This window comes from Nocardia sp. SYP-A9097 (assembly GCF_009649815.1).
Taxonomy (GTDB): domain Bacteria; phylum Actinomycetota; class Actinomycetes; order Mycobacteriales; family Mycobacteriaceae; genus Nocardia.
Genome location: NZ_WJIC01000004.1, coordinates 281,235 through 301,968, shown reverse-complemented (window position 1 = coordinate 301,968; position 20,734 = coordinate 281,235). Strand labels below are relative to the sequence as shown.

Here is a 20,734-nt window from a genome sequence, read left to right as displayed (position 1 = left end):
TCCCTGCCGCGCCTTCCTTCCGATACACCCGACCGAGATGGCCGCCGCGGTCCCGTATCGCTGACATCGGCGTGGCCGGATCAGGCACCCGACCACGCCGCACAGGTTGAAATCGAGCTCAGTCCGAGGCGATGGGGGTCGTTTGGGCCAGACCGATTTTCCAGCCGTTCGCCGTTCGTATGGTCACGTAGGTCAGAGCGCCAGTGCTGGATGGAGCCGTCTCCGCGCCTGGGCGTCGGTCGTAGACCGTCTTGATGCAGCTGACGAGGACGGCGTCGCTGGTGAGCGCCCGGATGTCGACGATCTCGACGCTGGTGCGGATCTGCCCGAGTCCATTGCCGAGTGCCGTGCTCAGCGCAGCTTCGAAGGCCTCGCGCCCGAGAAGCCTGCGACCGTAGAAGTTCACGATTGCTGTTTCATCGGTGTGCAGGTCGGGAAGTACGGCGGAGTCGGACTGAGAACGGTCGGCGAGACTCACCAGGTCGCGAATGGCGCGCTCGTCCTCGGCCGAAATCGTAGCGCTGTCATCGGCAGCTGCGTGTTTCGAGATGTTGATCGAAGTCATGAGAAGCAGTGTTAGACCTCGAGAATATTTGATGTCAATACCGAGTGCGGTATCGCAAGCCGGACGGCAAACAGACCGACAAGCGTGGGTTCGTACGCAAATTCGATGCCGAAAGGTTTGCGAACACGGTCGAGGTCAAGAAGATGACCGGCGATTACATCGCGCCGTCGATGGGACGCCTCACGGTCGGCGAGCTGGGTCCGAAGTGGCTGGCCCGGCAGGTCCACATCAAGCCTTCATGGGCCGAGCGCATCGACTCGATCTGGCGCGTTCACGTCGAACCAGAATGGGGCGCAAGGCAACTCGCATCCATCGACAGACCGTCAGTCCGAGACTGGGTCGCGGGCATCAAGCGCGCGCCGTCGACCGTCGCAGACATTCACACCGTGCTGTCGATGATTCTCGATGAGGCCGTGGAGGAGAAGCGGATACCGGCGAATCCCGCTGCGGGCATACAGCTCCCCCGGCGCCAACTGGTCGAGCACAACTACCTCACGCACGACCAGGTGGCCGCGCTCACCGCGGAGTCGAAGTGGCCGGAGATCGTGATGCTGCTGGCCTACTCGGGAATGCGCTGGGGTGAGATGGCGGCGCTTCGCCCGCGTGACGTCGACCTTGAGCGCAGACGTATTCGGATCCTGCGGTCGGCGTCCAAGGTGAATTCGCGCAGCGTGATCGGATCGCCGAAGACGTGGGAGATTCGGACTGTGGCGATACCAGGTGAAGTCGCCGAAATGCTGCGGCCGGCCGTCAGTGCCCAGCGCGATCGGAACGGACTGTTGTGGTCGCGTCCGGATGGCGAGCCGATCCGGCCACCGACGACAACACATTGGTTCGGTGGCGCGGTGCGTCGATGCATCAAGGCGTCCGTGCCAAGCGATGATGACGGCAATCCGACCGGCCCGGCGACCTTCCCACGTGTGAGCGCGCACCAACTCAGGCACACCGCAGCGTCGCTCATGATCGCCAGCGGCGCGCACGTGAAGACGGTTCAGCGCCAGCTCGGGCACAAGACAGCGACGATGACGCTCGATAACTACGGGCACCTTTTCGAGGACGACCTCGACAATGTGGCCGACCGCATGGGCGATGGATTTCGCGCTGCTGCCGCAAGGTGTGGGCAAAATGTGGGCACACCACCGAAACTCCGCCTCGTCGGAGCATGAGAAAGGCCCCCCACCTGCTAAGCAAGTGAAGGGCCTTTGGTGGAGCTGCCGGGAATCGAACCCGGGTCCTCCGCCGCATTTTCAGGGCTTCTCCGTGTGCAGTTCGCTATGTCTCTACTTGGATCTCTCGGTCTCGCGAACAAGCTGAGATGACGATCCCAGTCGCTGTTTGATGTTCCGTGACTGCTCCGCGACCGAGCAGTACGGTAAGCCCTCTAGCTGATGCCAGTGACCGGGTCGAGGGCGAACCCGGGCTGACAGACACGCTCTACTGCTTAGGCAGCGAGAGCGTAGTCGCGCTGATTGGAATCGGCGCTTATAGGGTTGCAGCGACGCTTATACAGTGGTCTCCTGCCTGCACTGACACGCTTCCCCTGAATCAACGTACGCAGTCGAAACCGTTCAGCCCCGTCTGTGTTCACCGATTCGAGTGAACTGCCCGGCTCGCACCGGGCGATTCATACTAACACCGCTCAAACAGCGGATCATCCCATTATCCGCGCGTCACGCGGGGTGTTCGCCGAGCGCGAACTCGCGGTCAGCGCATGCCCTTGATGCGGCGGCCGATTTCGCGGGTGACCTCACGTTCGGCATCGCGCTTGGCCAGGTCCTGGCGCTTGTCGTAGTCCTGCTTACCTCGGGCCAGGGCGAGCTCGACCTTGACCTTGCCGTCCGAGAAGTACATGGACAGCGGGACCAGCGTGAGGCTGGTCTCCTTCGTCTTGCCGACCAGCTTGTCGATCTCGCGGCGGTGTAGCAGCAGCTTGCGTGTGCGGCGCGGCGCGTGATTGGTCCAGGTGCCGTGCGAGAACTCGGGCACGTGCAGGCCGCGCAGCCAGACCTCGCCGTCATCGATGGTGGCGTAGGCGTCGACCAGGGACGCCTTGCTCTCGCGCAGGCTCTTCACCTCGGTGCCGACGAGTGCGATACCCGCCTCGTAGGTGTCGATAATCGCGTAGTTGTGCCGCGCTTTGCGGTTGCTGGCGATTACCTTGCGACCCTTCTCCTTCATGCTCCCTCTATCGTCGCGTCGCCCGGCGCGGAAACGTGTTCCGCGCCGAGCTGTGTCCCGGGCTCCCGTGAGGGACCCGGTCGAATCCGCCTGTTGTGTACGCGACCCAGAGTAATTGCCCCGGGCGAGCGAATATTCCGGAAGCTCGCGAATCGCGGCCGAAGACGCCTTCCATGAAGGCGACGTCGACGACGTACTCGCGGAGTGCGGCGGCCATGGTGGGCCGCAGGCGCGAGATGCCGGCGCTCGCAGAGGCAAAGCGGCGCTTCAGGCCCCGGCCGTCGCGTCGAGGACGACCTTGGTGCCCGGGGTGGCGGCGAGCTGCAGGGTGCGCAGGCGCAGCAGGACCGGGTTCTCGTCGAGCAGCTTGGCGGTATTGGCCAGCGAACGCAGGGCCGCGGCTTCGGCGCGCGCTCGCTCCAGCTCGGCGCGGCCGCGCTCGCGGGCCAGGACCGTTTCGAGGGCGGCCTTGCGCAGCTCACCCGGGAGCATGAGGTCCTTGGCGCGCAAGGCGGACACCTCGATGCCCAGGCGTGCGACTGCGCTGGCCACGCTCTCGGTGCTGCCGGAGAGCAGGGTGCGGTCGGCGACGAGCTCGTCGAGGGTGTGCGCGGCGATCAGATCGCGCGCGGCCTCCTGCACCGCGCCATAGAGCACCGGCTCGGCGAACTGTGCGCCGGTGGTGAAGGCCACCGGATCGGTGACCACCCAGTCGACGGCGTAGCTCACGCGGACCGAGAGCCCATCGCGAGTCAGCAGCTCCTGGCCGGTGACCTGCAGCAGGCGCGGGCGCATATCGACCGAGACCAGGGTGCAGCGGTCGGCGTCGTACTTGTGACGGCCCGGCTCCAGGACCTTGTCCAGGGTGCCGTCGCGGAACAGCAGGGTGCGCTGCCAATCCATCACGGTGGCATAGGTATTCGTGAACAGCTTCTTCTTCGTCATCTCAATCTCCTTGCCTCACATGGCAATCGGCTACGACCGGATACGCCCTGCCGGGCCACGACGACGCGGCGGGAGCCTCCCCCACCCGAAGGCGGAGAGCTCGCAGAGCCGCGCTGCCGTATATGACCGGGCAGGGCGCATCTCGTTAAGGAGTCGAACCTCGACAGGTCGAAGACCTGCGTCACCAGAAAGTTGACCGCATCCGATACGGGGAACGCGGGCCGGAGATTCCGGTGCGCCCCTGACTTGCGGCCGAGATCAAAGGTAGCGAGCGTATGCCGTTTCGGGCCAACGATTTATTGGCTGCCGGCCCGGAAATGCGAAAGGCCCCCGGCCAAAATGGCTGGGGGCCTTTCGAAGTAGTCCCGACGGGATTTGAACCCGCGCTACCGCCTTGAGAGGGCGGCGTCCTAGGCCGCTAGACGACGGGACCAGGATGCTCGCTGCGCTCCGACCAAGGTCGAACCGCGGCAGCTCCGAAAGCTTATCGTGCCCACGCCCAGCCACCAAATCCGCTGCCAGCGGCCCTGCGACGAGTCCGACGTGCATGTAATGACGCAGGCAAACCGCGAGTTGCCGCCTGCGTCACTGCATGCACATCGATTCGAGAGTGATGTAGCGGACATTCCACCCGGGGCCTTCGTAGCAGACTCGGACGAATCGGCCACTGTCCCAGCGGGTTCAGGAGGGATGCAAGACAAACGAGGCAGTGCTGGTGACGTCGCCTGCCGTACCCGGCTTTCGCTCCCCCAATTGGGCGCGAATTCTCGCGACCCAGCCTGGCTGGATGGCCGGGGTTACGTTCAGAACCAAGACCCAAGAGACAAAACGAATAAAGACACCACCCCAAGACGCCCAGACGAGAAGAACCAACACGCACGAGGCCTGGACGTGCGATCAAGGGGTACTCAGGACGGGGAAACGGACACAATCGCTGCACCAGTACCCCCTGATCGCTTGTCCAGTGAGATTTGGGCGTCGAGCAGGAACTGGTGTTCGCGACACGCCGGGGTGTTGGTGCGTGAGGTCCTAGTGAGCGTTCGTCCAGGCCGTTGGGAGCCGGTCGGCGTTCAAGGGGGTGGCGTTCTAGCCGAAGTCGGGTGGGAGTTCGTCGAAGTCGGGGGGAATGTCGTCGGGCCAGGGGACGTCGTCGTAGGGCGACGCGGGGGTGGGGACCGGACGGGAGTTGGACCGGGTTGCGGGGCGCGCGGATTCGCGGGCGGGGGTGCTTGTGGGGCGCGTGCCCGATTGGGGTGCGGTACTCGTTTGGTTGGTGGCGCGAGCGGGCTTTGGCTGCGAGCTCGCCGCGGGGAATCGACTGGCGGAGTTCGGTGCAGGGGCTGCGGTGCTGTTGCCTGCCTGCGCCGGCGTAACGATGGACTCGGCGCTGTTGCCTGCCGAAGCCGACCTGCCAATGGACTCGGCGGGGCCGCCCGCCGGAGCCGGCACGGCGGCGAATTCAGCGGTACTGCCTGCTGATCGGGTTGCCGCGGTTCTGTCTGGGGTGGCGGGCGCTTCGGAGGCGGCAACGCCTGCGATTACCTCTAGGACACCCTCGCCGTATTTGGCGCGCTTGTTTTCGCCTATGCCGGAGATGGTGCCGAGGTCGGCGAGGGAGGCTGGTTTGCGGGCGGCTATTTCGCGGAGGGTGGCGTCGTGGAAGACGACGTAGGCGGGGACGCCGGTTTCCTTGGCGGTGGCGGCGCGCCAGGCGCGGAGGCGTTCGAAGAGGTCGTTGTCGCCGGGGGCGAGGTCTACGGCGAGGCGGGATGCCTTGGTGGACTTGGGGGTTCGGGCGGCTTTGGCGCGTTCGGGTTCGCGGCGCAGTTTGACTTGGCGGCCGTCGAAGAGCACCTCATTGGAGGAGTCGGTGAGGGTGAGGACGCCGTAGTCGCCGTGCACCGCGAGCAGGCCCTGGGCCAGAAGTTGGCGGACCACGCCGCGCCATTCGATATCGCGGAGTTCGGTGCCGATTCCGAAGACCTTGAGTTCGTGGTGGGCGTGCTGTTCCACCTTGGGATTGCGCTTGCCGATGAGAATGTCGACGATATGCCCCGCGCCGAAGCTTTGTCCGCGTTCACGTTTCAGCCGCAGGATGGTGGAGAGCACCTTCTGGGCGGGCACGGTGCCATCCCAGGATTCGGGTGCGTTGATGCAGGTGTCGCAATTGCCGCACGCTTTCCCGGGCTGGCCGAAATAGGCGAGCAGCTGGGTGCGACGGCATTGGACGGTCTCGCAGAGCGCGAGCATGGCGTCCAGATGCAGTTGCAGCTGCCGACGATGCGCGGCGTCACCATCCGAGGAGTCGATCATTTTGCGTTGCTGCACAACATCACTCAGGCCGTAGACCATCCACGCGGTGGAGGATTGGCCGTCCCGCCCGGCACGGCCGGTCTCCTGGTAGTAGCCCTCAACCGATTTCGGCAGGTCCAGGTGCGCGACGAAACGCACATCGGGTTTGTCGATGCCCATGCCGAAGGCGATGGTGGCGACTACGACCAGGCCGTCCTCACGCAGGAACCGCGCCTGGTTCGTCGAGCGGATCCGATTGTCCAGACCCGCGTGATACGGCACGGCGGCCACACCATTCGCGCTCAGGAAGGCGGCGGTCTTCTCCACCGAATTACGCGAGAGGCAGTACACAATGCCGGCATCCCCGGCATGCTCGGCCTGAATGAATGCCAGTAGCTGTTGCTCGGGCCGGTTCTTGCCCTCGATGCGGTACTGGATATTCGGCCGATCGAAGCTGGCCACGAAGTGTTTGGCCTCGGTGAGATCGAGCCGTTCGGCGATCTCCTTACGCGTGGCCGCCGTCGCCGTGGCCGTCAGCGCGATACGCGGCACATCCGGCCAGCGCTGATGCAGCATGGACAGCGCCAGATAGTCCGGCCGGAAGTCGTGACCCCACTGCGAAACACAGTGCGCCTCGTCGATGGCGAAGAGTGCGATCTTCCCGCGATCGAGCAACTGTGCGGTGGACTCCAGCCGCAATCGCTCCGGCGCGAGATAGAGCAGGTCCAACTCCCCCGCCACGAACGCCGCCTCGACGGCCCGCCGCTCATCGGGGAACTGCGTGGAATTGAGGAATCCGGCACGCACCCCGACCGCGTTCAGCGCATCGACCTGATCCTGCATGAGTGCGATGAGCGGTGACACCACCACGCCCACGCCGGGCCGCACCAGCGCCGGAATCTGATAACAGAGCGATTTACCGCCACCGGTGGGCATGAGCACCAGTGCGTCCCCACCGGAGATGACCTGCTCGACAATCTCGCGCTGCGGCCCGCGGAAACTGTCGTAGCCGAATGTCTTTCGCAGAACCTGGTGCGCCGCAGCGCTTCCCGCGTCCACGGTGGGGGCGTTGCCTGCGCTGGTCTCGACCTCCGGTGCACTCACGTCGGCAATCCTACGGACCCTGCCCGACACTCGTTCCGCCTTCTCCGCAGCAAAGCCAACTTCGCACCCCCACCCGTCCGGTTCGCGAGTTATGCGAAAGACGGGCAGGGGTGAGCGATTTCACTCGCGTACGTAATACCGCAGCGCCGCGTAGGCCGCCAAGGCCGCGAATCCGATACCGATCGGCGTGACGATCAATGCCACCGTGGCGATATCGTCGCCGGTGATCCGCGGCAGCACCTGATCATTGAACAGACTGCCCAGCGCCCGATTGATCACCAGCGGTTGTGCGATGAACAGCCCACCGATGGCCAGCGCCGAACCGATAGCCGCCGCCAGCACCGCCTCCAACAGGAATGGCAGCTGCGTATACCAGCGCGTGGCACCGACCAGTCGCATGATCCCGACCTCGGTCTTGCGCGCCAGGGCCGCGACCTGAACCATATTGGCGATCAACAGCAATGCCGCGAGTGCCTGCAACGCCGCCAATCCGAATGCCGCATTGCGAAGTCCCACAAAGAAACTCACCAACCGGTCGACGATGTCCATGTCATTGAGCACCGTCATCACCCCCGGCCGTTTGGCGAAATCGTCATAGATGGACCGGTACTCGGCCACATCGCCCAACTTCACCCGGAACGATGCGGGCAGCCCATCCTTGCTCACCTCGTCGGCGAGCCCCGGCTGATCCTTGAAGGTGGTCTCCTTGACCTCCTTCACCGCGTCCGCGCTGTTGACGAACTGCACGCTCGCCACATCAGCGTGCTTCTTCAGATCGGACATGAGTGCTTTGCACGGATCCTGAGTGCAGTCCGGATCCGTGCGCGAGACGTCGTCATCCAAATACAGTCGGATCTCGACCCTTTGGACGTAGTAGTCCTGAATCTTGTCCGCCATGCGGACCGCGAGCAGACCGCCGCCGAGCATGGTCAGCGAGACCGCGGTGGTCAGGATCATGGCGATGGTCATGGTGATATTGCGGCGCAGGCCGGTGAAAACCTCACCGAAAAGGAATCCGAGGCGCATTACCGGCCCACCCCGTAGACGCCCATCTCCTCATCGCGGACCAGGCGGCCGCGATCGAGTTCGACCACTCTTCGCCGCATGGCGTCGACGATGGTGTTGTCGTGGGTGGCCATCACCACCGTCGTCCCGGTGCGATTGATGCGCTCCAGCAGCATCATGATGTCGGCGCTTGTTTCGGGGTCGAGGTTGCCGGTGGGCTCATCGGCGAGCAGCACCAGCGGCCGGTTCACGAACGCGCGAGCCAGGGCGACGCGCTGCTGTTCACCGCCGGAGAGCTCGCTCGGCAGCCGATCGGCCTTGCCGGAGAGTCCGACCATATCGAGCGCTTCGGGCACCGCACGATGGATGAAGGTGCGCGATTTGCCGATCACCTCCAGCGCGAAGGCGACATTCTGTTCCACCGATTTCTGTTGCAGCAGCCGGAAATCCTGGAATACGCAGCCGATGCGCTGCCGCAGTTTGGGTACTTTGCGAGCCGGTAGCTTGTCCACCCGGAAATCCGCGACCCACACCTCACCGGTGGTCGGCTTCTCATCCTTGAGGAGCAGTCGCATGAAGGTCGACTTGCCGGAACCCGAGGGCCCGATGACGAAGACGAATTCGCCTTTTCCTATGTCGACCGAGACGTTGTCCAGGGCGGGCCGCGTCGAGGTCTTGTAGGACTTGGTGACGTTCGCCAGGGTTATCACGGGAGCCCAGTCTAGCGAGACGTGACCGTTACCCGGCCACGCCGCGCAGACACGCCGTTAGCGGGCAGGTGGCTCAGTTGGGCCAGACAGGGGGTTGCTGAGGACCGAACTCACAAAGGTCGGATACTCCGGCTTACTGGTTGTTTCGGGTTTCACGAACAGGTACAGCACGAACGTGGCGACCCAGACCGTCATCAGGATTGCCGTGGACTTACGTGTTTTCACTCAAACCCTCCCGGCGTAGTGCCGCGGCGACTCGCACCCGCAGCTCACGCCCGACTTCGAACTGTTTGCCCGGCAGTGTCCGGGCCACCATCTTGATATTCATCTGGTCGACTGTGAGATCTTCGACACCCATGACCGATGGTTCGTCGAGCAGTAGCGTTTTCAGTTTGCGATCGGCGAACGCTTTCGCGCCCACCTCGCGCAGAATCTCGTTCACTTTGTTGATATCGGCGGTGGCGGGCACGGGCACGTCGATCGCCGCGCGTGCCCAATCCTTCGACAGATTGGCAACTTTCACGATCTGACCGTTCGGCACCGTGATCACTTCGCCGTTCACGCTGCGCAATGTGGTGACGCGCAAGGTGACGTCTTCGACCGTACCCTCGGCGTCGACCGAGGATCCGGTGACTGCGATGCGCACGACATCGCCGAAGCCGTACTGCCTTTCGGTGATCAGGAAGAATCCGGCCAGCAGATCCTGCACGATGCGTTGCGCACCGAAACCTATTGCCGCACCGAGCACCGCGGCCGGCGCCACCAGACCGGTGAGCTGAAATCCCAAGCGCTGCAAGACTTCCAGAGCCACCAGGAAATACACGATGGACAGCACGACCCAGGTTATGACCTGCGCCAACGCATGTCGGTGTTTGGCCGCCTCGGTCCGCACCAGCGAATCGCTGCTGCGGAACGAGGCGTCGATATTACGAGTGATCCGATCACGCACGAAAGTCGCTGCGCGCGAGAACAACATCGCGCCGACGATCAGCAGTACGATCTCGAGTCCGCTGGACCTGAACCAGTTTCCGAAGTCGGCTCCGGTGCCGGCGGCGAGAATCGAAGCTGTGCTCATTTTGCCTCCGCTTCGCTCCGGCGGTTCGCGGCCCTCGTGACCCCGCCTCTTCCCTCCTCCGCTCCTCCGCTTCGCTCCCCCGCTCCGTCAGTCCAGAGTCGGGGCGGGCCGCGAAACAGAGTGGGCCTACGCCGAGGTCTGCTGCTCCCGCATCCGCCAGCGGATTCCGGATTCGATGAAACCATCGATCTCACCGTCGAGGACGGCCGAGGGATTGTTGACCTCGTAGTTGGTCCGGAGATCCTTCACCATCTGGTACGGGTGCAGAACGTAGGAGCGCATCTGGTTACCCCAGGACGCGCCCTCATTGGTCTTGAGCGCGTCCATCTGGGCGCGCTCCTCCTGCCGCTTGCGCTCCAGCAGTTTGGCCTGCAGCACGCGCATGGCCGAAATCTTGTTCTGCAGCTGGGATTTCTCGTTCTGACAGGTGACGACGATGCCGGTCGGAATGTGCGTCAGGCGCACCGCCGAGTCGGTGGTGTTGACCGACTGGCCACCGGGGCCCGAGGAGCGGTACACATCGACGCGGACCTCACCCTCCGGGATCTCGATGTGGTCGGTGGTCTCCACCACGGGCAGCACCTCGACCTCGGCGAAGGAGGTCTGGCGGCGGCCCTGATTGTCGAACGGGCTGATGCGCACCAGGCGGTGCGTGCCCATCTCCACCGAGAGGGTGCCGTACGCGTACGGCGACTTCACGGCGAAGGTCGCGGACTTGATGCCCGCCTCTTCGGCATAGGAGGTGTCGTAGATTTCGACGCTGTACTTGTGTCGTTCGGCCCAGCGCACGTACATGCGCATGAGCATCTGCGCCCAGTCGGCGGCGTCCACGCCACCCGCGCCGGAGCGAATATTGACCAGCGCCTCACGCTTGTCGTATTCGCCGGCGAGCAGCGTTCGGACCTCGAGGGCCTCCACATCGCCGTGCAGGTTGGCGCGTTCGGAGTCGGCGTCGGCGAGGGCGGAGGCGCGGGCCTCACCCTCCTCGTCCTCGGCCAATTCGTACAGCACCGGCAGGTCTTCGAGCCGCGAGCGCAGCTCCCGGACTCGCCGCAGTTCACTCTGTGCGTGGGACAGCTCGCTGGTCACGGCCTGGGCGTGGTCCTGGTCGTTCCAGAGTTCCGGGTCCGCGGCCTGCTGTTCCAATTCGTCGATGCGCCGGACCAGCTCGTCGATATCGAGCACCGACTCGATGGTCTTCAGAGTCGAGTCGAGTTCGGCAAGGTCAGCGGAGACGTCAGGATGCACGGTGCTCAAGGCTACCGCCCCTTTCAAGGTCGATGAAACAAAGGGAGACCAGCCGCGTGCGCCGCGGCCGGGTGGGCGGTCGATACCGCCGGAGAAGTTCGGGGATTGGCGCGGCGGTCACGAACACGCGCGAGCGCACCGCGCCCCGATCAAGTCGGCGCGGCGTGGCGGAGTCCTTGGGGCACGGCCATCGGAGTCATCCGCCCGGGCGGAAGGGCCATCCGAGCGAGAAAATCGCGAAGGCGCCTCCGGGCGAGGGCCGAGGCGGTTATCGGACGCGCGGGAATATCAACGGCATGCGGTGGCTGTGCTTCGACGAGTGCGAACCTGCGCGGTTCGCGAGTCCTTCAACCAGCCACGGCGCGGAGACTGCCGGGTGTGCGGCCGATCAGGGTGTCGAGGGCGGCGGCGGTCAGCTCGTCGGCGGGGAGGTAGATCATGATGTATTGATCATCGTCGGCCGAGAGCGAGAGGGTTTCGTAGGCCAGGCGGAGCATGCCCGCTTCGGGGTGTTCGAGGCGGCCGACGCCATTGTGGTCGGGCAGGCCCGGAATGGATTCCATGCGGCGGGTGAACTCCTCGCCGACGGTGATGGTGAGTTCGTCGATGAGCGCGCCGACCTCGGGATCGGAGCGACCCGGACCCTGTTTGAGGGTGGCGACCACCTTGTCCGCCTTATGTTCCCAGTCCGGATAGGCGGTGCGGGCGCGCGGATCGGTGAGGACGTAGCGGGCGTAACTGCCGGGCCATCCGGCATCGAGCAGGCCGATGGGTTCCATCAGCCGCCGGTAGCCGGTGGTGCTGGCGAGCAGTTCGCTGAGCCGGTTCATCACGACCGCCGGTGCGGGCTCGAGCTGTTCGAGAATTGCCTGGATGGCCGGGCGCACGGCCCGATTCGGCCCCGCGCCGCCGAGGCAGCTGAAGCCGGGATCGGAGGCTTTGCCGAGCTGATGCAGGTGGACCCGCTGATTCCTGGTCATCTGGAGTGCGTCGGCGATCGAGGACAGTACGGCGACAGACGGATTCCGGTCGCGCCCCTGCTCCAATCTGATCAGGTATTCGACGCTGACGCCCGCGAGTGTGGCGAGCTCCGCGCGGCGCAGACCGGGGGTACGCCGACGCGCGCCGCTGGGCAACCCCACCTCGGCAGGCGTGGTCGCCTCCCTGCGGGTGCGCAGGAACAGCCCCAGCTCGTTGTCGCTCACTTCTCGAAGGTACCAAGCTTCGCGAGCCCGAGACTGTCCCTGCCACTACCACTCTCAGCGTGGTCTCCCTATTCGATCTCGCGGGCAGCAGAGTCGTTCTCAGCGGTCGACCGGCCGCCAGCGCATCTCGAAGGAGACCACAATGAGCAGCACGCCCCTACGGCTCGCGGTGATCATCGGCAGCGTCCGGGAGGGCCGTTTCGGTCCGGTGGTCGCGAATTGGTTCACCGAGCAGGCTCGCCGCCATGGCGGTTTCGAGGTCGACCTGATCGATCTGGCCGAGGCCGAGCTGCCGCACGAGTTGCCCGCGGTGCCGTTGGTGATGGAACCGAATCCGGTGCGTCCGGCGGGCATGCTCGATCTGACCGCACGGTTGGCGGCGGCCGATGCCATGGTGATCGTGACCCCGGATATCAATCGCAGCTATCCGGCCTCGCTCAAGACGGCCGTCGACTGGCATCTGGCCGAGTGGGATCGCAAAACCGTCGGTTTCGTCGGATACAGCGGTAAGAGCGGCGGGTTGCTCGCCGTCGAACATCTGCGACAGGTGTTCAGCGAGCTCAACGCGCATACGGTCAAGGATTTCGTGTCGTTCCCGCGCTACTTCCTGCTCTTCGATCAGCAGGGGCAACTGCTGGATCCGACCGAACCGGAGCAGACCGCGGCGCGCATGCTGGATCAAATCCATTGGTGGGCAAGCGCTCTTACCGCTGCCCGGGAACTCCCCGCCGCCGTCTGAAACGCGAAGGTCGCGGCCGATGCGCGGGGTTCACCCGGGGCCGCTAACGTTTCCCGGGTGACCGCTTACTCCAGTGATCTCGAACTCGCCCTGCGGCTGGCCGACGCGGCCGACGCCATTACCCGTGATCGGTTCGGCGCGCTCGATCTGAAGATCGACGCGAAGCCGGATCTGACCCCGGTGTCGGACGCCGACCTGGCCGTGGAGCGAATGGTGCGTGAGGTACTCGGCTCCGAGCGCCCGGCGGATCTGGTGCTCGGTGAGGAATTCGGCGGGGATGCCGAGTTCTCCGGTCGTCAGTGGGTGATCGATCCGATCGACGGGACCAAGAATTTCGTGCGCGGGGTGCCGGTCTGGGCCTCGCTCATCTCGCTGCTCGAGGATGGTGTGCCGGTGGTGGGCGTGGTGAGCGCCCCCGCGCTGTCGCGGCGCTGGTGGGCGGCCGCGGGTGCGGGTGCGTGGACGAGTTTCGAGGGGTCCGAGCCCAAGGCCATCTCGGTGTCGGCGGTGGCCGAGCTGGGTGCGGCGAGCCTGGCCATCTCCTCGCTCTCGGGCTGGCGGGCGATCGGGCGGCGGGCCAAGTTGATCGCGCTCAGCGATGAGGTGTGGCGGACCCGCGGCTATGGCGATTTCTTCGGTTACACGCTGCTGGCGGAGGGTGCGGTGGATATCGTCACCGAACCCGAACTGTCGCTGTGGGATATGGCGGCGCTGGATATTCTGATCCGTGAGGCGGGCGGCACCTTCACCTCCCTCGACGGCAATCCGGGACCGCACGGCGGTAGTGCCGTGGCGACGAATTCCCATCTGCAGGACCAGGTGCTGGCCGCACTGGCCGCCTGAGATCTCCCGAACACACGAACGCCCCCGCCTGCTGGGCGGGGGCGTTCGTGTTCGTTCGTCGAGATCTAGGCGGAACCGCCCGTACCGCCACCACCCGGGGTGCCGATGAGCACCCCCCACGAGGCCGCTGAGCAGACTGGTAACCACAGAGACGAGTCCTGACAACATAACCAATCCTCCTTTCGTCTCATCGAAAAACGTAGTGAGGCTTGACAGTTGGCGTGACCGGAACGAAATAACCGCATAGCGTACCCGCTTATGCCGAACTCGCCACGCAGTGAATCACTATGCACGCAACCGTTTTTAACGCGTTTATTGCGCAATCCTATTGGGTAAGAACACTACCCGATGCGTGCACATCGGAATACCTGTCGTATCAAGGAATTCGGAGCGGCACGGTTGCCGGATGGCCGGCAATCCGCGGCGATCAGGCGGCGGGAGCGCCGCCACCCTTGGACGAGCCGGTGCTCAGTCCGGCGAGCAGGTCGACCAGCGCCTTCACCAGCGGGGAGCAGGTCGGATTGGTATTCGAGGTGCAGCCGATCTCACTCGATCCGGCCGAACCGGAGGTCGCGACCGGCGCGGCGCTGATGGACGCCGCCGCGGCGGAACCGAATTGCAGAGGCAGCAGGAGGGCACCCGCCACGGCGAATCCGGCAATTGAACGCTTCATCAATGTCCCTATCTGTTCGATCGTGTCCCGACGGAACTGGACGGTAGTGAAACGTAAACCTTTCCTAAAGACCCGAATTCCTTGGTGATGTGACAACTATCCGAGAAGGCACAGGGTAGGCCAGGTTTCGGCCCAGGGCAGCCGGAGCGCACGGCATACGTAAAGGGTCCTGCCCTGTTCGTCATTGTCGATGCCGAGACCGTTGTCGATGCGCCCGACCTGCTCGGCATCGGCGCACAGGCGGGTTATGCGACCCGGATTCAGGCCGACCGCGAGCACCGGACGACCATCCGCCGGTGGACCCCACCACCAGTAGGCGTTGTGCGGGCTGTGCGGAGTGGGGAGTCCATGGGCACCGCCGAACCGTTCGATGGCTGCGGCCTCGCCGTAGTTGGCGGTGAGGATCTCGGCATCGGGTGCGAAACGGGTACGGGCGTCGGCGATCTGACGCACGAAGGCGGGCCAGCCGATGGTCTCGCCCGCGTCGTAGTTGATCGCGAGTATCGGGGAATCACGCAGGGCCGTGACCGGGCGGCACCAGGAGTGGGCCCATCAGACCGAATTGCAGGAGTACGAAGGCGATCGGGGAGTTCGAGGTGCCCGAGGATCCGCCCGCGATGGATCGGCTCAGTTCCCACTGCGGCCAGCCGTTGCGGGCCTGCCAGTACAGGTAGGGCAGTACGAGTAGCCCGGTGAGCAGCACCGCGAGCGGAAAGTATCTGGTGGCGAAAACTTTTCGCGGGCCGATCAGGGTCAGCGAAAACGCCAGCACGACCAGCGGGATCGTCAGCAGCGCCTTGTTCTGCAGGCCGAGCCCGGCCAGCAGGCCGATGGGCAGCCACCAGCGCGGCTCGGAATCCGTTCGCAATAGCCGCAATACCAGCAGGGTGATACCGGACCAGATGGCCAGGTCGAAAATCGTTGTCCCGAACAGATGTCCGGCCCCCATGACCACTGCGGCCGAGGCGACCGCGGTGGCGGCGAGTGTCCGTGCCACCGCTCCCCCACCGAGTTCGCGGGCCATCCAGCCCGCGCACAGGACCACGGCCACCGCCGCGAGAATCGCTGGAATACGCAGCAGCACCAGCGATTCCGGGTCGATCGCGGCATCCCCCGCGCGATCAGCGGAACCAGCGGTGGTTGATCGGCGTATCCCCAGTCCAGCCGCCGCCCCGCGGCCAGGAAGTACATCTCGTCACGGTGATATCCGTACCGATTCGCGCAGCCCAGCAAGGCTGCCGCGAAAATGCCCGCCACCCAGTACATTCGGTCAGCCTGTCAAAATTCGGTGAACGCCGGGTGTGTTTCACCTGTCCCCCGTGCGAGCCCGACGCGGGGCTGCGGTCCCCTACGCCGGGAGGTGGTGCTGTCAGCCCGCGGAGGCGGTGCCGCCGGTGGGCGCGGCCGAGCCGGTGGTGGACGGTCCCGCGATGGGACTGTAGCCCGATCCGGAGTTGCCCGAACCGGTATTGATCTGGCCCGAGCCGGTGCCCGCGGCGCTGGAGCCGCCATTGCCGATCTGGACCGAGCCGAATCCGGCCGCGGAGCCGGAGTCGCCACCGCCGCCGTTACCGGAGCCGGTGTTGATACCGCCCTCGGTGACGGTGCCGATGTCCTGCAGCGGGATGCCTTCGGCGGATGCGCTCGGAGCGGCGGCGATGAAGAGTGCGATCGCAATCGCGCCGGTGGTACCTACCAGCGTTTTCATTTAGGGAGACCTCCATTTGGGGTGCAATGGTGCGCCGACACCGTAGCCCACCGTCAACCCATATGAAGGGTGTTTGTTTCACTATTTGCCATGGCGTATTGGAGACTTGCGAAACCATCGCGCTGACCAGCCGATTCGACAACCCTCGACGTCAGTTCTTACTCTGAAGTAAGATAGTCTTACTCTGGAGTAAGATTGCTGGGCAGGATCACCCTCCACACTCAAGAAAACTGGTGATTATGAGCACTCGAGACACCGCAAAGACGCGACGTCCGGATACTTCCGCAGTTGGTCTGAACCCGGTCAAGCGCGACTGGATGGGCGCGGCCATGCGGGTCATGACGACCATCACGGGGTCCGAACTCGCGGAGAAGTACAACCTGCGCAAGCCCATCGAACGGTTGACCTACGAGGGCACCAAGACCGGCTTCCGCTCGCTGGGCGCGGCGACCCGCGCGTTCGAGAAGGTCTCCGGCGGTGGCGGCGCGCCGAAGCGGCTGCCCGCCAACGAGTCCCGTAAGAAGGACTACTTCGACCTGACCCCGACCGACGAGCAGCAGATGATCGTCGAGACGGTCCGCGAGTTCGCCGCCGAGATCCTGCGTCCGGCCGCCTACGACGCCGACAATGCCGCCAAGGCTCCGCGCGATCTGCTGGAGCGCGCCGCCGAGCTCGGCATCACTCTGATCAATGTGCCCGAGGAGTTCGAGGGCGCGGCCGCCGAGCGTGGCGCGGTCACCAATTCCCTTGTGGCCGAGGCGCTCGCGCACGGCGATATGGGTTTGGCGCTGCCGCTGCTCGCGCCGAGCGGTGTGGCCGTGGCGCTGTCCCAGTGGGGCACCGACGCGCAGCAGAAGACCTACCTGGGTGCGTTCGCCGGGGAGAATGTGCCGCAGGCGTCGGTTGTCATTTCCGAGCCGCAGGCGCTGTTCGATCCGTTCGCGCTGAAGACCAAGGCCACCCGCTCGCCCAGCGGTTACCGTTTGAACGGTGTGAAGAGCCTGGTTCCGGCCGCCGGTGATGCCGAATTGTTCATTGTGGCAGCCGAACTCGACGGTCGTCCGGCGTTCTTCATTGTGGAGTCGGACACGCAGGGTGTGGTCGTGGAGGCCGATCCGTCGATGGGTCTGCGTGCCGCTGGTCTGGGTCGACTGATCCTGGACAATGTCGCGGTCTCCACCAACGCCCTGCTGGGTGATGCCGAAACCGCCCAGCGCACCGAGGATTACGCGGATGCGGTGCGGCTGGCTCGGCTGGGCTGGTCGTCGCTGGCGGTCGGTACCGGTCAGGCCGTGCTGGATTACGTGATTCCGTATGTGAAGGAGCGGGAGGCGTTCGGCGAGCCGATCGCGCACCGGCAGGCGGTGGCCTTCATGGTCGCCAATATGGCCATCGAGCTCGACGGTCTGCGGCTCGTGACGCTGCGAGGTGCGTCGCGCGCGGAGCAGGGCCTGTCGTTCGCTCGCGAGGCCGGTCTGGCTCGCAAGCTGGCCACCGACAAAGGCATGCAGATCGGCCTGGATGGTGTGCAGTTGCTCGGCGGTCACGGCTTCACCAAGGAGCATCCGGTGGAGCGCTGGTACCGCGATCTGCGCGCCATCGGTGTTGCCGAAGGCATCGTCCTCATCTGACCCGACTTCTCAACGGAGAGACCACCAATGATCAATCTCGAACTCCCCAGGAAGCTGCGGGCCAGCGCCAACCAGGCCCACCAGGTTGCCGCGGAAATCTTCCGTCCGGCTTCGCGCAAGTACGACCTCGCCGAGCACGAGTACCCGGTCGAGCTGGACACGATGGCCGCCATGATCGAGGGCCTGTCGGATTCGGGCACGCAGGATGTCTCGGGCGCGACCGGCGGCCGTAAGGCCAAGGGCGGCGACGCCAAGCCGGACGCGCACGCCACCGAGCTGCGCGGAAACACCAACGGCGGCAATATGTCCGCGCTGATGAACGCCCTGGAGACCTGCTGGGGCGATGCCGGTCTGATGCTGTCGATCCCGTACCAGGGCCTGGGCAATGCCGCGATCGCCGCGGTCGCCACCGATGAGCAGCTGGAGCGGTTCGGCAAGGTGTGGGCCGCCATGGCCATCACCGAGCCGTCCTTCGGTTCGGACTCGGCGGCGGTCTCCACCACCGCGACCCTCGACGGTGACGAGTGGGTGCTGAACGGCACCAAGATCTTCGTGACCGCCGGTTCGCGCGCCACCCATATCGTGGTGTGGGCGACGGTGGACAAGTCGCTGGGTCGTGCGGCCATCAAGTCCTTCGTGGTGCCGCGTGATGCCAAGGGTCTGACCGTATCCCGCCTCGAGCACAAGCTGGGCATCAAGGCCTCCGATACCGCGGAGATCCGTTTCGAGGATTGCCGCATCCCGAAGGACAACATCCTCGGTTCGCCGGAAGTCAATGTGGAGAAGGGTTTCGCGGGCGTCATGCAGACGTTCGACAACACCCGTCCCCTGGTTGCCGCCATGGCCGTCGGCGTCGGTCGCGCCGCTCTCGAAGAGCTCCGCAAGGTCCTCTCCGAGGCCGGTATCGAGATCGACTACGACAAGCCCGCCAACAACCAGTCCGCCGCCGCGGCCGAATTCCTGCGCATGGAAGCGGATTTCGAATCCGCCTACCTGCTGTCGCTGCGCGCGGCCTGGATGGCCGACAACAAGAAGCCCAACTCCCTCGAGGCTTCCATGTCCAAGGCCAAGGCCGGCCGCATGGGCACCGACGTCACCCTCAAGGCCGTCGAACTCGCGGGGGCGACCGGCTACTCCCAGCGCACCCTGCTGGAGAAGTGGGGCCGCGACTCGAAGATTCTCGATATCTTCGAGGGCACCCAGCAGATCCAGCAGCTCATCGTGGCTCGCCGCATCCTGAACCTGGGTAGCGACAAGCTGAAGTAGCCTGCGGCACAACGGAAAACCGGTGTGACTTTCCCTCCAGGAGTCACACCGGTTTTTTCGTGTCCGCGGGACGGGTCAGAACTGACCGGCGATGAAGCCGGTGAACAGGACCAGGAAGCCGCCCACTTCGCCGATGATGAGGGCGATCATGGAGATCTTGGTGCCGAGTTTGCCGGTCTGGCCGTGGAATTGGTTGGTGGTGTCCCGCAGGAGGCCGTGGACTATGTAGGCGGCTATGGCGGCCAGGAAGAAGATCAGGACGACTATGTCGGCGGTCAGGTTGACAGCGGTGGGCCAGGAGCTGAGTTCGGTGAAGACGGCCAGCAGCAGGGTGGCGAAGGAGTAGAGCAGGGTGGCGCGGTGGGCGATGTCCACGTAGATGTGCGCGGTGGCGTCGGGCGAGGCGCTGATCTGCTGAAACTTCCAAACGCCGAGAATCAGGGCGAGGATGAACAGGAGACCGGCCGCGACCAGGGTGATTCGGGTGTCTATGCCCAATTCTGTTGTGGCCGTTGCCGCATCGGTTTCGAACATGACTCTCCTCGGTGCCCTGATGACGCAGAGGGGGAACGATAGCGCGGGCGAAGTCGCACCTGCTTCGCGAAACCATGATCGAACCTAAACGCGCTGAGCACGGGGCGATTCGGCCGATGAGGTTCAGCCCATCGCGGTGCGGTAAATCCTTGAGGAATTCTTTACCAAGCGATGGGATGAGATGCGTTATGACGCAACAGCAATCGTCCGCTCTCGATATCGAGGCCATGCCTCGGGGGTGGACCGGGAGCGTCGAGGCTGGACCGATTCTTGCAGACCGATCGACTCGAGTTCACGGACAGGTACGCCGTGTCCGATGTGGTCAAGCAGCGGGTGGTGGATGCGCTGGACCGGATCGGGAATCGGTTCGGGGTGTTCGAGTCCAATGCCCGATTGGCGCTGGAATTGGTGGCGGGGGTGGAGAATCCACGGATTCTGGAGCTCGGGGCGGGGCATGGGCGGTTGTCGGCGCGAATTCTGGAGCTGCGCCCGGATGTACGGGTGACCGCCACCGACCTCGATCCTGCATCGGTGGCCGTGATGGCGGCGGGGCCACTGGGCGCGGACCCGAGGGCCACCGTGCGGGTGACGGATGGGACCGCGATCGAAGATCCGGACGGTAGTTATGACCTGGTGGTGTGGGCGGCCGGTTTTCACCATCTGCCGCCGGGCGTCGCGGCACGGGCGATCGCCGATGCCACCCGGGTGGGGCGCAGATTCCTTGTGGTGGACGGCATTCGGCCGTCCGGGCCCGCATTGCTCGCCCGGATCATGCTGTTTCCGCTGATGATGCTCTTGATCGGCGTCCTCGCCCGGCTCCCGCTGGCGACCATCCCGCCGACCCTGCACGACGGACTCATCACCCGCCTTCGCCTCTACAGCGTGTCGGCGGTCGAGATGCTCGCGGCAGCGGCCGGATCGAATATCTCGGTCGAGTTCAGGATCGAAGGCAGCCCCGAGCGCGATCATCCGGTCATCTTCACCAGATCCTGAGCACCGACAAGATGGATTGT

General features: G+C 64.9%; 20 protein-coding genes, 1 tRNA gene and 1 other RNA gene. 6 read left to right on the top strand and 16 right to left on the bottom strand.

The window, feature by feature from the left end:
• Positions 1-118: 118 nt before the first annotated feature.
• Entirely contained in the window at positions 119-565 is a 447-nt protein-coding gene (locus tag GFY24_RS11485; protein WP_153804982.1) for an SgcJ/EcaC family oxidoreductase, read from the bottom strand.
• A 44-nt stretch (positions 566-609) separates the two neighbouring features.
• Between GFY24_RS11485 and GFY24_RS43315 the strand changes: the two genes are divergently transcribed.
• Positions 610-1,731 carry a site-specific integrase gene (locus GFY24_RS43315; RefSeq protein WP_309230735.1) on the top strand — a complete coding sequence of 374 codons (1,122 nt, stop codon included), beginning with the start codon at positions 610-612 and terminating at the stop codon, positions 1,729-1,731.
• 37 nt (positions 1,732-1,768) lie between these two features.
• Here the strand turns inward: GFY24_RS43315 and ssrA are convergent.
• The 10 genes from ssrA to GFY24_RS11430 all read right to left on the bottom strand — a co-directional run bounded on the left by ssrA (position 1,769) and on the right by GFY24_RS11430 (position 12,327).
• Positions 1,769-2,141, bottom strand: a transfer-messenger RNA (tmRNA) gene (gene ssrA / locus GFY24_RS11475).
• Positions 2,142-2,269: 128 nt separating this feature from the next.
• Positions 2,270-2,743, bottom strand: coding sequence for an SsrA-binding protein SmpB (gene smpB / locus GFY24_RS11470; protein WP_153804981.1), 474 nt, complete (start codon positions 2,741-2,743; stop codon positions 2,270-2,272).
• Positions 2,744-3,010: 267 nt separating this feature from the next.
• The gene (locus tag GFY24_RS11465; protein WP_153804980.1) at positions 3,011-3,688 is read right to left on the bottom strand and encodes a slipin family protein; all 678 of its coding nucleotides are present in this window, start codon (positions 3,686-3,688) and stop codon (positions 3,011-3,013) included.
• Between the two features lie 360 nt (positions 3,689-4,048).
• Positions 4,049-4,121, bottom strand: a tRNA-Glu gene (locus GFY24_RS11460).
• A 653-nt stretch (positions 4,122-4,774) separates the two neighbouring features.
• Positions 4,775-7,039, bottom strand: a complete 2,265-nt coding sequence (gene recQ, locus GFY24_RS11455; protein WP_375336033.1) for a DNA helicase RecQ — start codon at positions 7,037-7,039, stop codon at positions 4,775-4,777.
• Between the two features lie 165 nt (positions 7,040-7,204).
• A complete protein-coding gene (gene ftsX / locus GFY24_RS11450) occupies positions 7,205-8,110 on the bottom strand; it encodes a permease-like cell division protein FtsX (protein WP_153804978.1) in 906 nt (301 codons plus the stop codon).
• Positions 8,110-8,799, bottom strand: coding sequence for a cell division ATP-binding protein FtsE (ftsE, locus tag GFY24_RS11445; RefSeq protein ID WP_309230734.1), 690 nt, complete (start codon positions 8,797-8,799; stop codon positions 8,110-8,112). Before ftsE ends, ftsX begins: the two co-directional genes overlap by 1 nt.
• Positions 8,800-9,010: 211 nt before the next feature.
• Positions 9,011-9,874: a mechanosensitive ion channel family protein gene (locus GFY24_RS11440; RefSeq protein ID WP_153804977.1), complete on the bottom strand. Its 864-nt coding sequence runs from the start codon at positions 9,872-9,874 to the stop codon at positions 9,011-9,013.
• 126 nt (positions 9,875-10,000) lie between these two features.
• Positions 10,001-11,122 (bottom strand): peptide chain release factor 2, encoded by a 1,122-nt coding sequence (gene prfB / locus GFY24_RS11435; RefSeq protein ID WP_309230766.1) that lies wholly within the window; start codon positions 11,120-11,122, stop codon positions 10,001-10,003.
• A 347-nt stretch (positions 11,123-11,469) separates the two neighbouring features.
• Positions 11,470-12,327: a helix-turn-helix transcriptional regulator gene (locus tag GFY24_RS11430; protein ID WP_309230733.1), complete on the bottom strand. Its 858-nt coding sequence runs from the start codon at positions 12,325-12,327 to the stop codon at positions 11,470-11,472.
• Positions 12,328-12,469: 142 nt separating this feature from the next.
• On the opposite strand from GFY24_RS11430, the gene GFY24_RS11425 reads away from it, so the two are divergent.
• Both GFY24_RS11425 and hisN read left to right on the top strand, forming a co-directional pair.
• Positions 12,470-13,066: an NADPH-dependent FMN reductase gene (locus GFY24_RS11425; protein WP_153804975.1), complete on the top strand. Its 597-nt coding sequence runs from the start codon at positions 12,470-12,472 to the stop codon at positions 13,064-13,066.
• A gap of 57 nt (positions 13,067-13,123) precedes the next feature.
• Positions 13,124-13,909, top strand: a complete 786-nt coding sequence (hisN, locus tag GFY24_RS11420) for a histidinol-phosphatase (RefSeq protein WP_309230732.1) — start codon at positions 13,124-13,126, stop codon at positions 13,907-13,909.
• 427 nt (positions 13,910-14,336) lie between these two features.
• Here hisN and GFY24_RS11415 read toward each other — a convergent pair whose 3' ends face one another.
• The 4 genes from GFY24_RS11415 to GFY24_RS11405 all read right to left on the bottom strand — a co-directional run bounded on the left by GFY24_RS11415 (position 14,337) and on the right by GFY24_RS11405 (position 16,290).
• Positions 14,337-14,582, bottom strand: coding sequence for a hypothetical protein (locus tag GFY24_RS11415; protein WP_153804974.1), 246 nt, complete (start codon positions 14,580-14,582; stop codon positions 14,337-14,339).
• Between the two features lie 96 nt (positions 14,583-14,678).
• A complete protein-coding gene (locus tag GFY24_RS41825) occupies positions 14,679-15,035 on the bottom strand; it encodes a hypothetical protein (protein WP_228566193.1) in 357 nt (118 codons plus the stop codon).
• A gap of 58 nt (positions 15,036-15,093) precedes the next feature.
• On the bottom strand, positions 15,094-15,666 hold the full coding sequence (locus tag GFY24_RS41820; protein ID WP_309230731.1) for a glycosyltransferase family 39 protein: 573 nt from the start codon (positions 15,664-15,666) through the stop codon (positions 15,094-15,096).
• 285 nt (positions 15,667-15,951) lie between these two features.
• On the bottom strand, positions 15,952-16,290 hold the full coding sequence (locus GFY24_RS11405) for a hypothetical protein (protein WP_153804973.1): 339 nt from the start codon (positions 16,288-16,290) through the stop codon (positions 15,952-15,954).
• Positions 16,291-16,523: 233 nt separating this feature from the next.
• On the opposite strand from GFY24_RS11405, the gene GFY24_RS11400 reads away from it, so the two are divergent.
• Together GFY24_RS11400 and GFY24_RS11395 are read left to right on the top strand one after the other, a co-directional pair.
• Positions 16,524-17,921 (top strand): acyl-CoA dehydrogenase family protein, encoded by a 1,398-nt coding sequence (locus tag GFY24_RS11400; RefSeq protein ID WP_375336025.1) that lies wholly within the window; start codon positions 16,524-16,526, stop codon positions 17,919-17,921.
• Positions 17,922-17,948: 27 nt separating this feature from the next.
• On the top strand, positions 17,949-19,187 hold the full coding sequence (locus GFY24_RS11395) for an acyl-CoA dehydrogenase family protein (protein WP_153804971.1): 1,239 nt from the start codon (positions 17,949-17,951) through the stop codon (positions 19,185-19,187).
• A 75-nt stretch (positions 19,188-19,262) separates the two neighbouring features.
• On the opposite strand, the gene GFY24_RS11390 is transcribed toward GFY24_RS11395, so the two are convergent.
• Positions 19,263-19,721 carry a hypothetical protein gene (locus tag GFY24_RS11390; RefSeq protein ID WP_153804970.1) on the bottom strand — a complete coding sequence of 153 codons (459 nt, stop codon included), beginning with the start codon at positions 19,719-19,721 and terminating at the stop codon, positions 19,263-19,265.
• 216 nt (positions 19,722-19,937) lie between these two features.
• Between GFY24_RS11390 and GFY24_RS11385 the strand changes: the two genes are divergently transcribed.
• Entirely contained in the window at positions 19,938-20,714 is a 777-nt protein-coding gene (locus tag GFY24_RS11385) for a class I SAM-dependent methyltransferase (RefSeq protein ID WP_375336032.1), read from the top strand.
• The last annotated feature ends 20 nt before the right edge of the window (positions 20,715-20,734 follow it).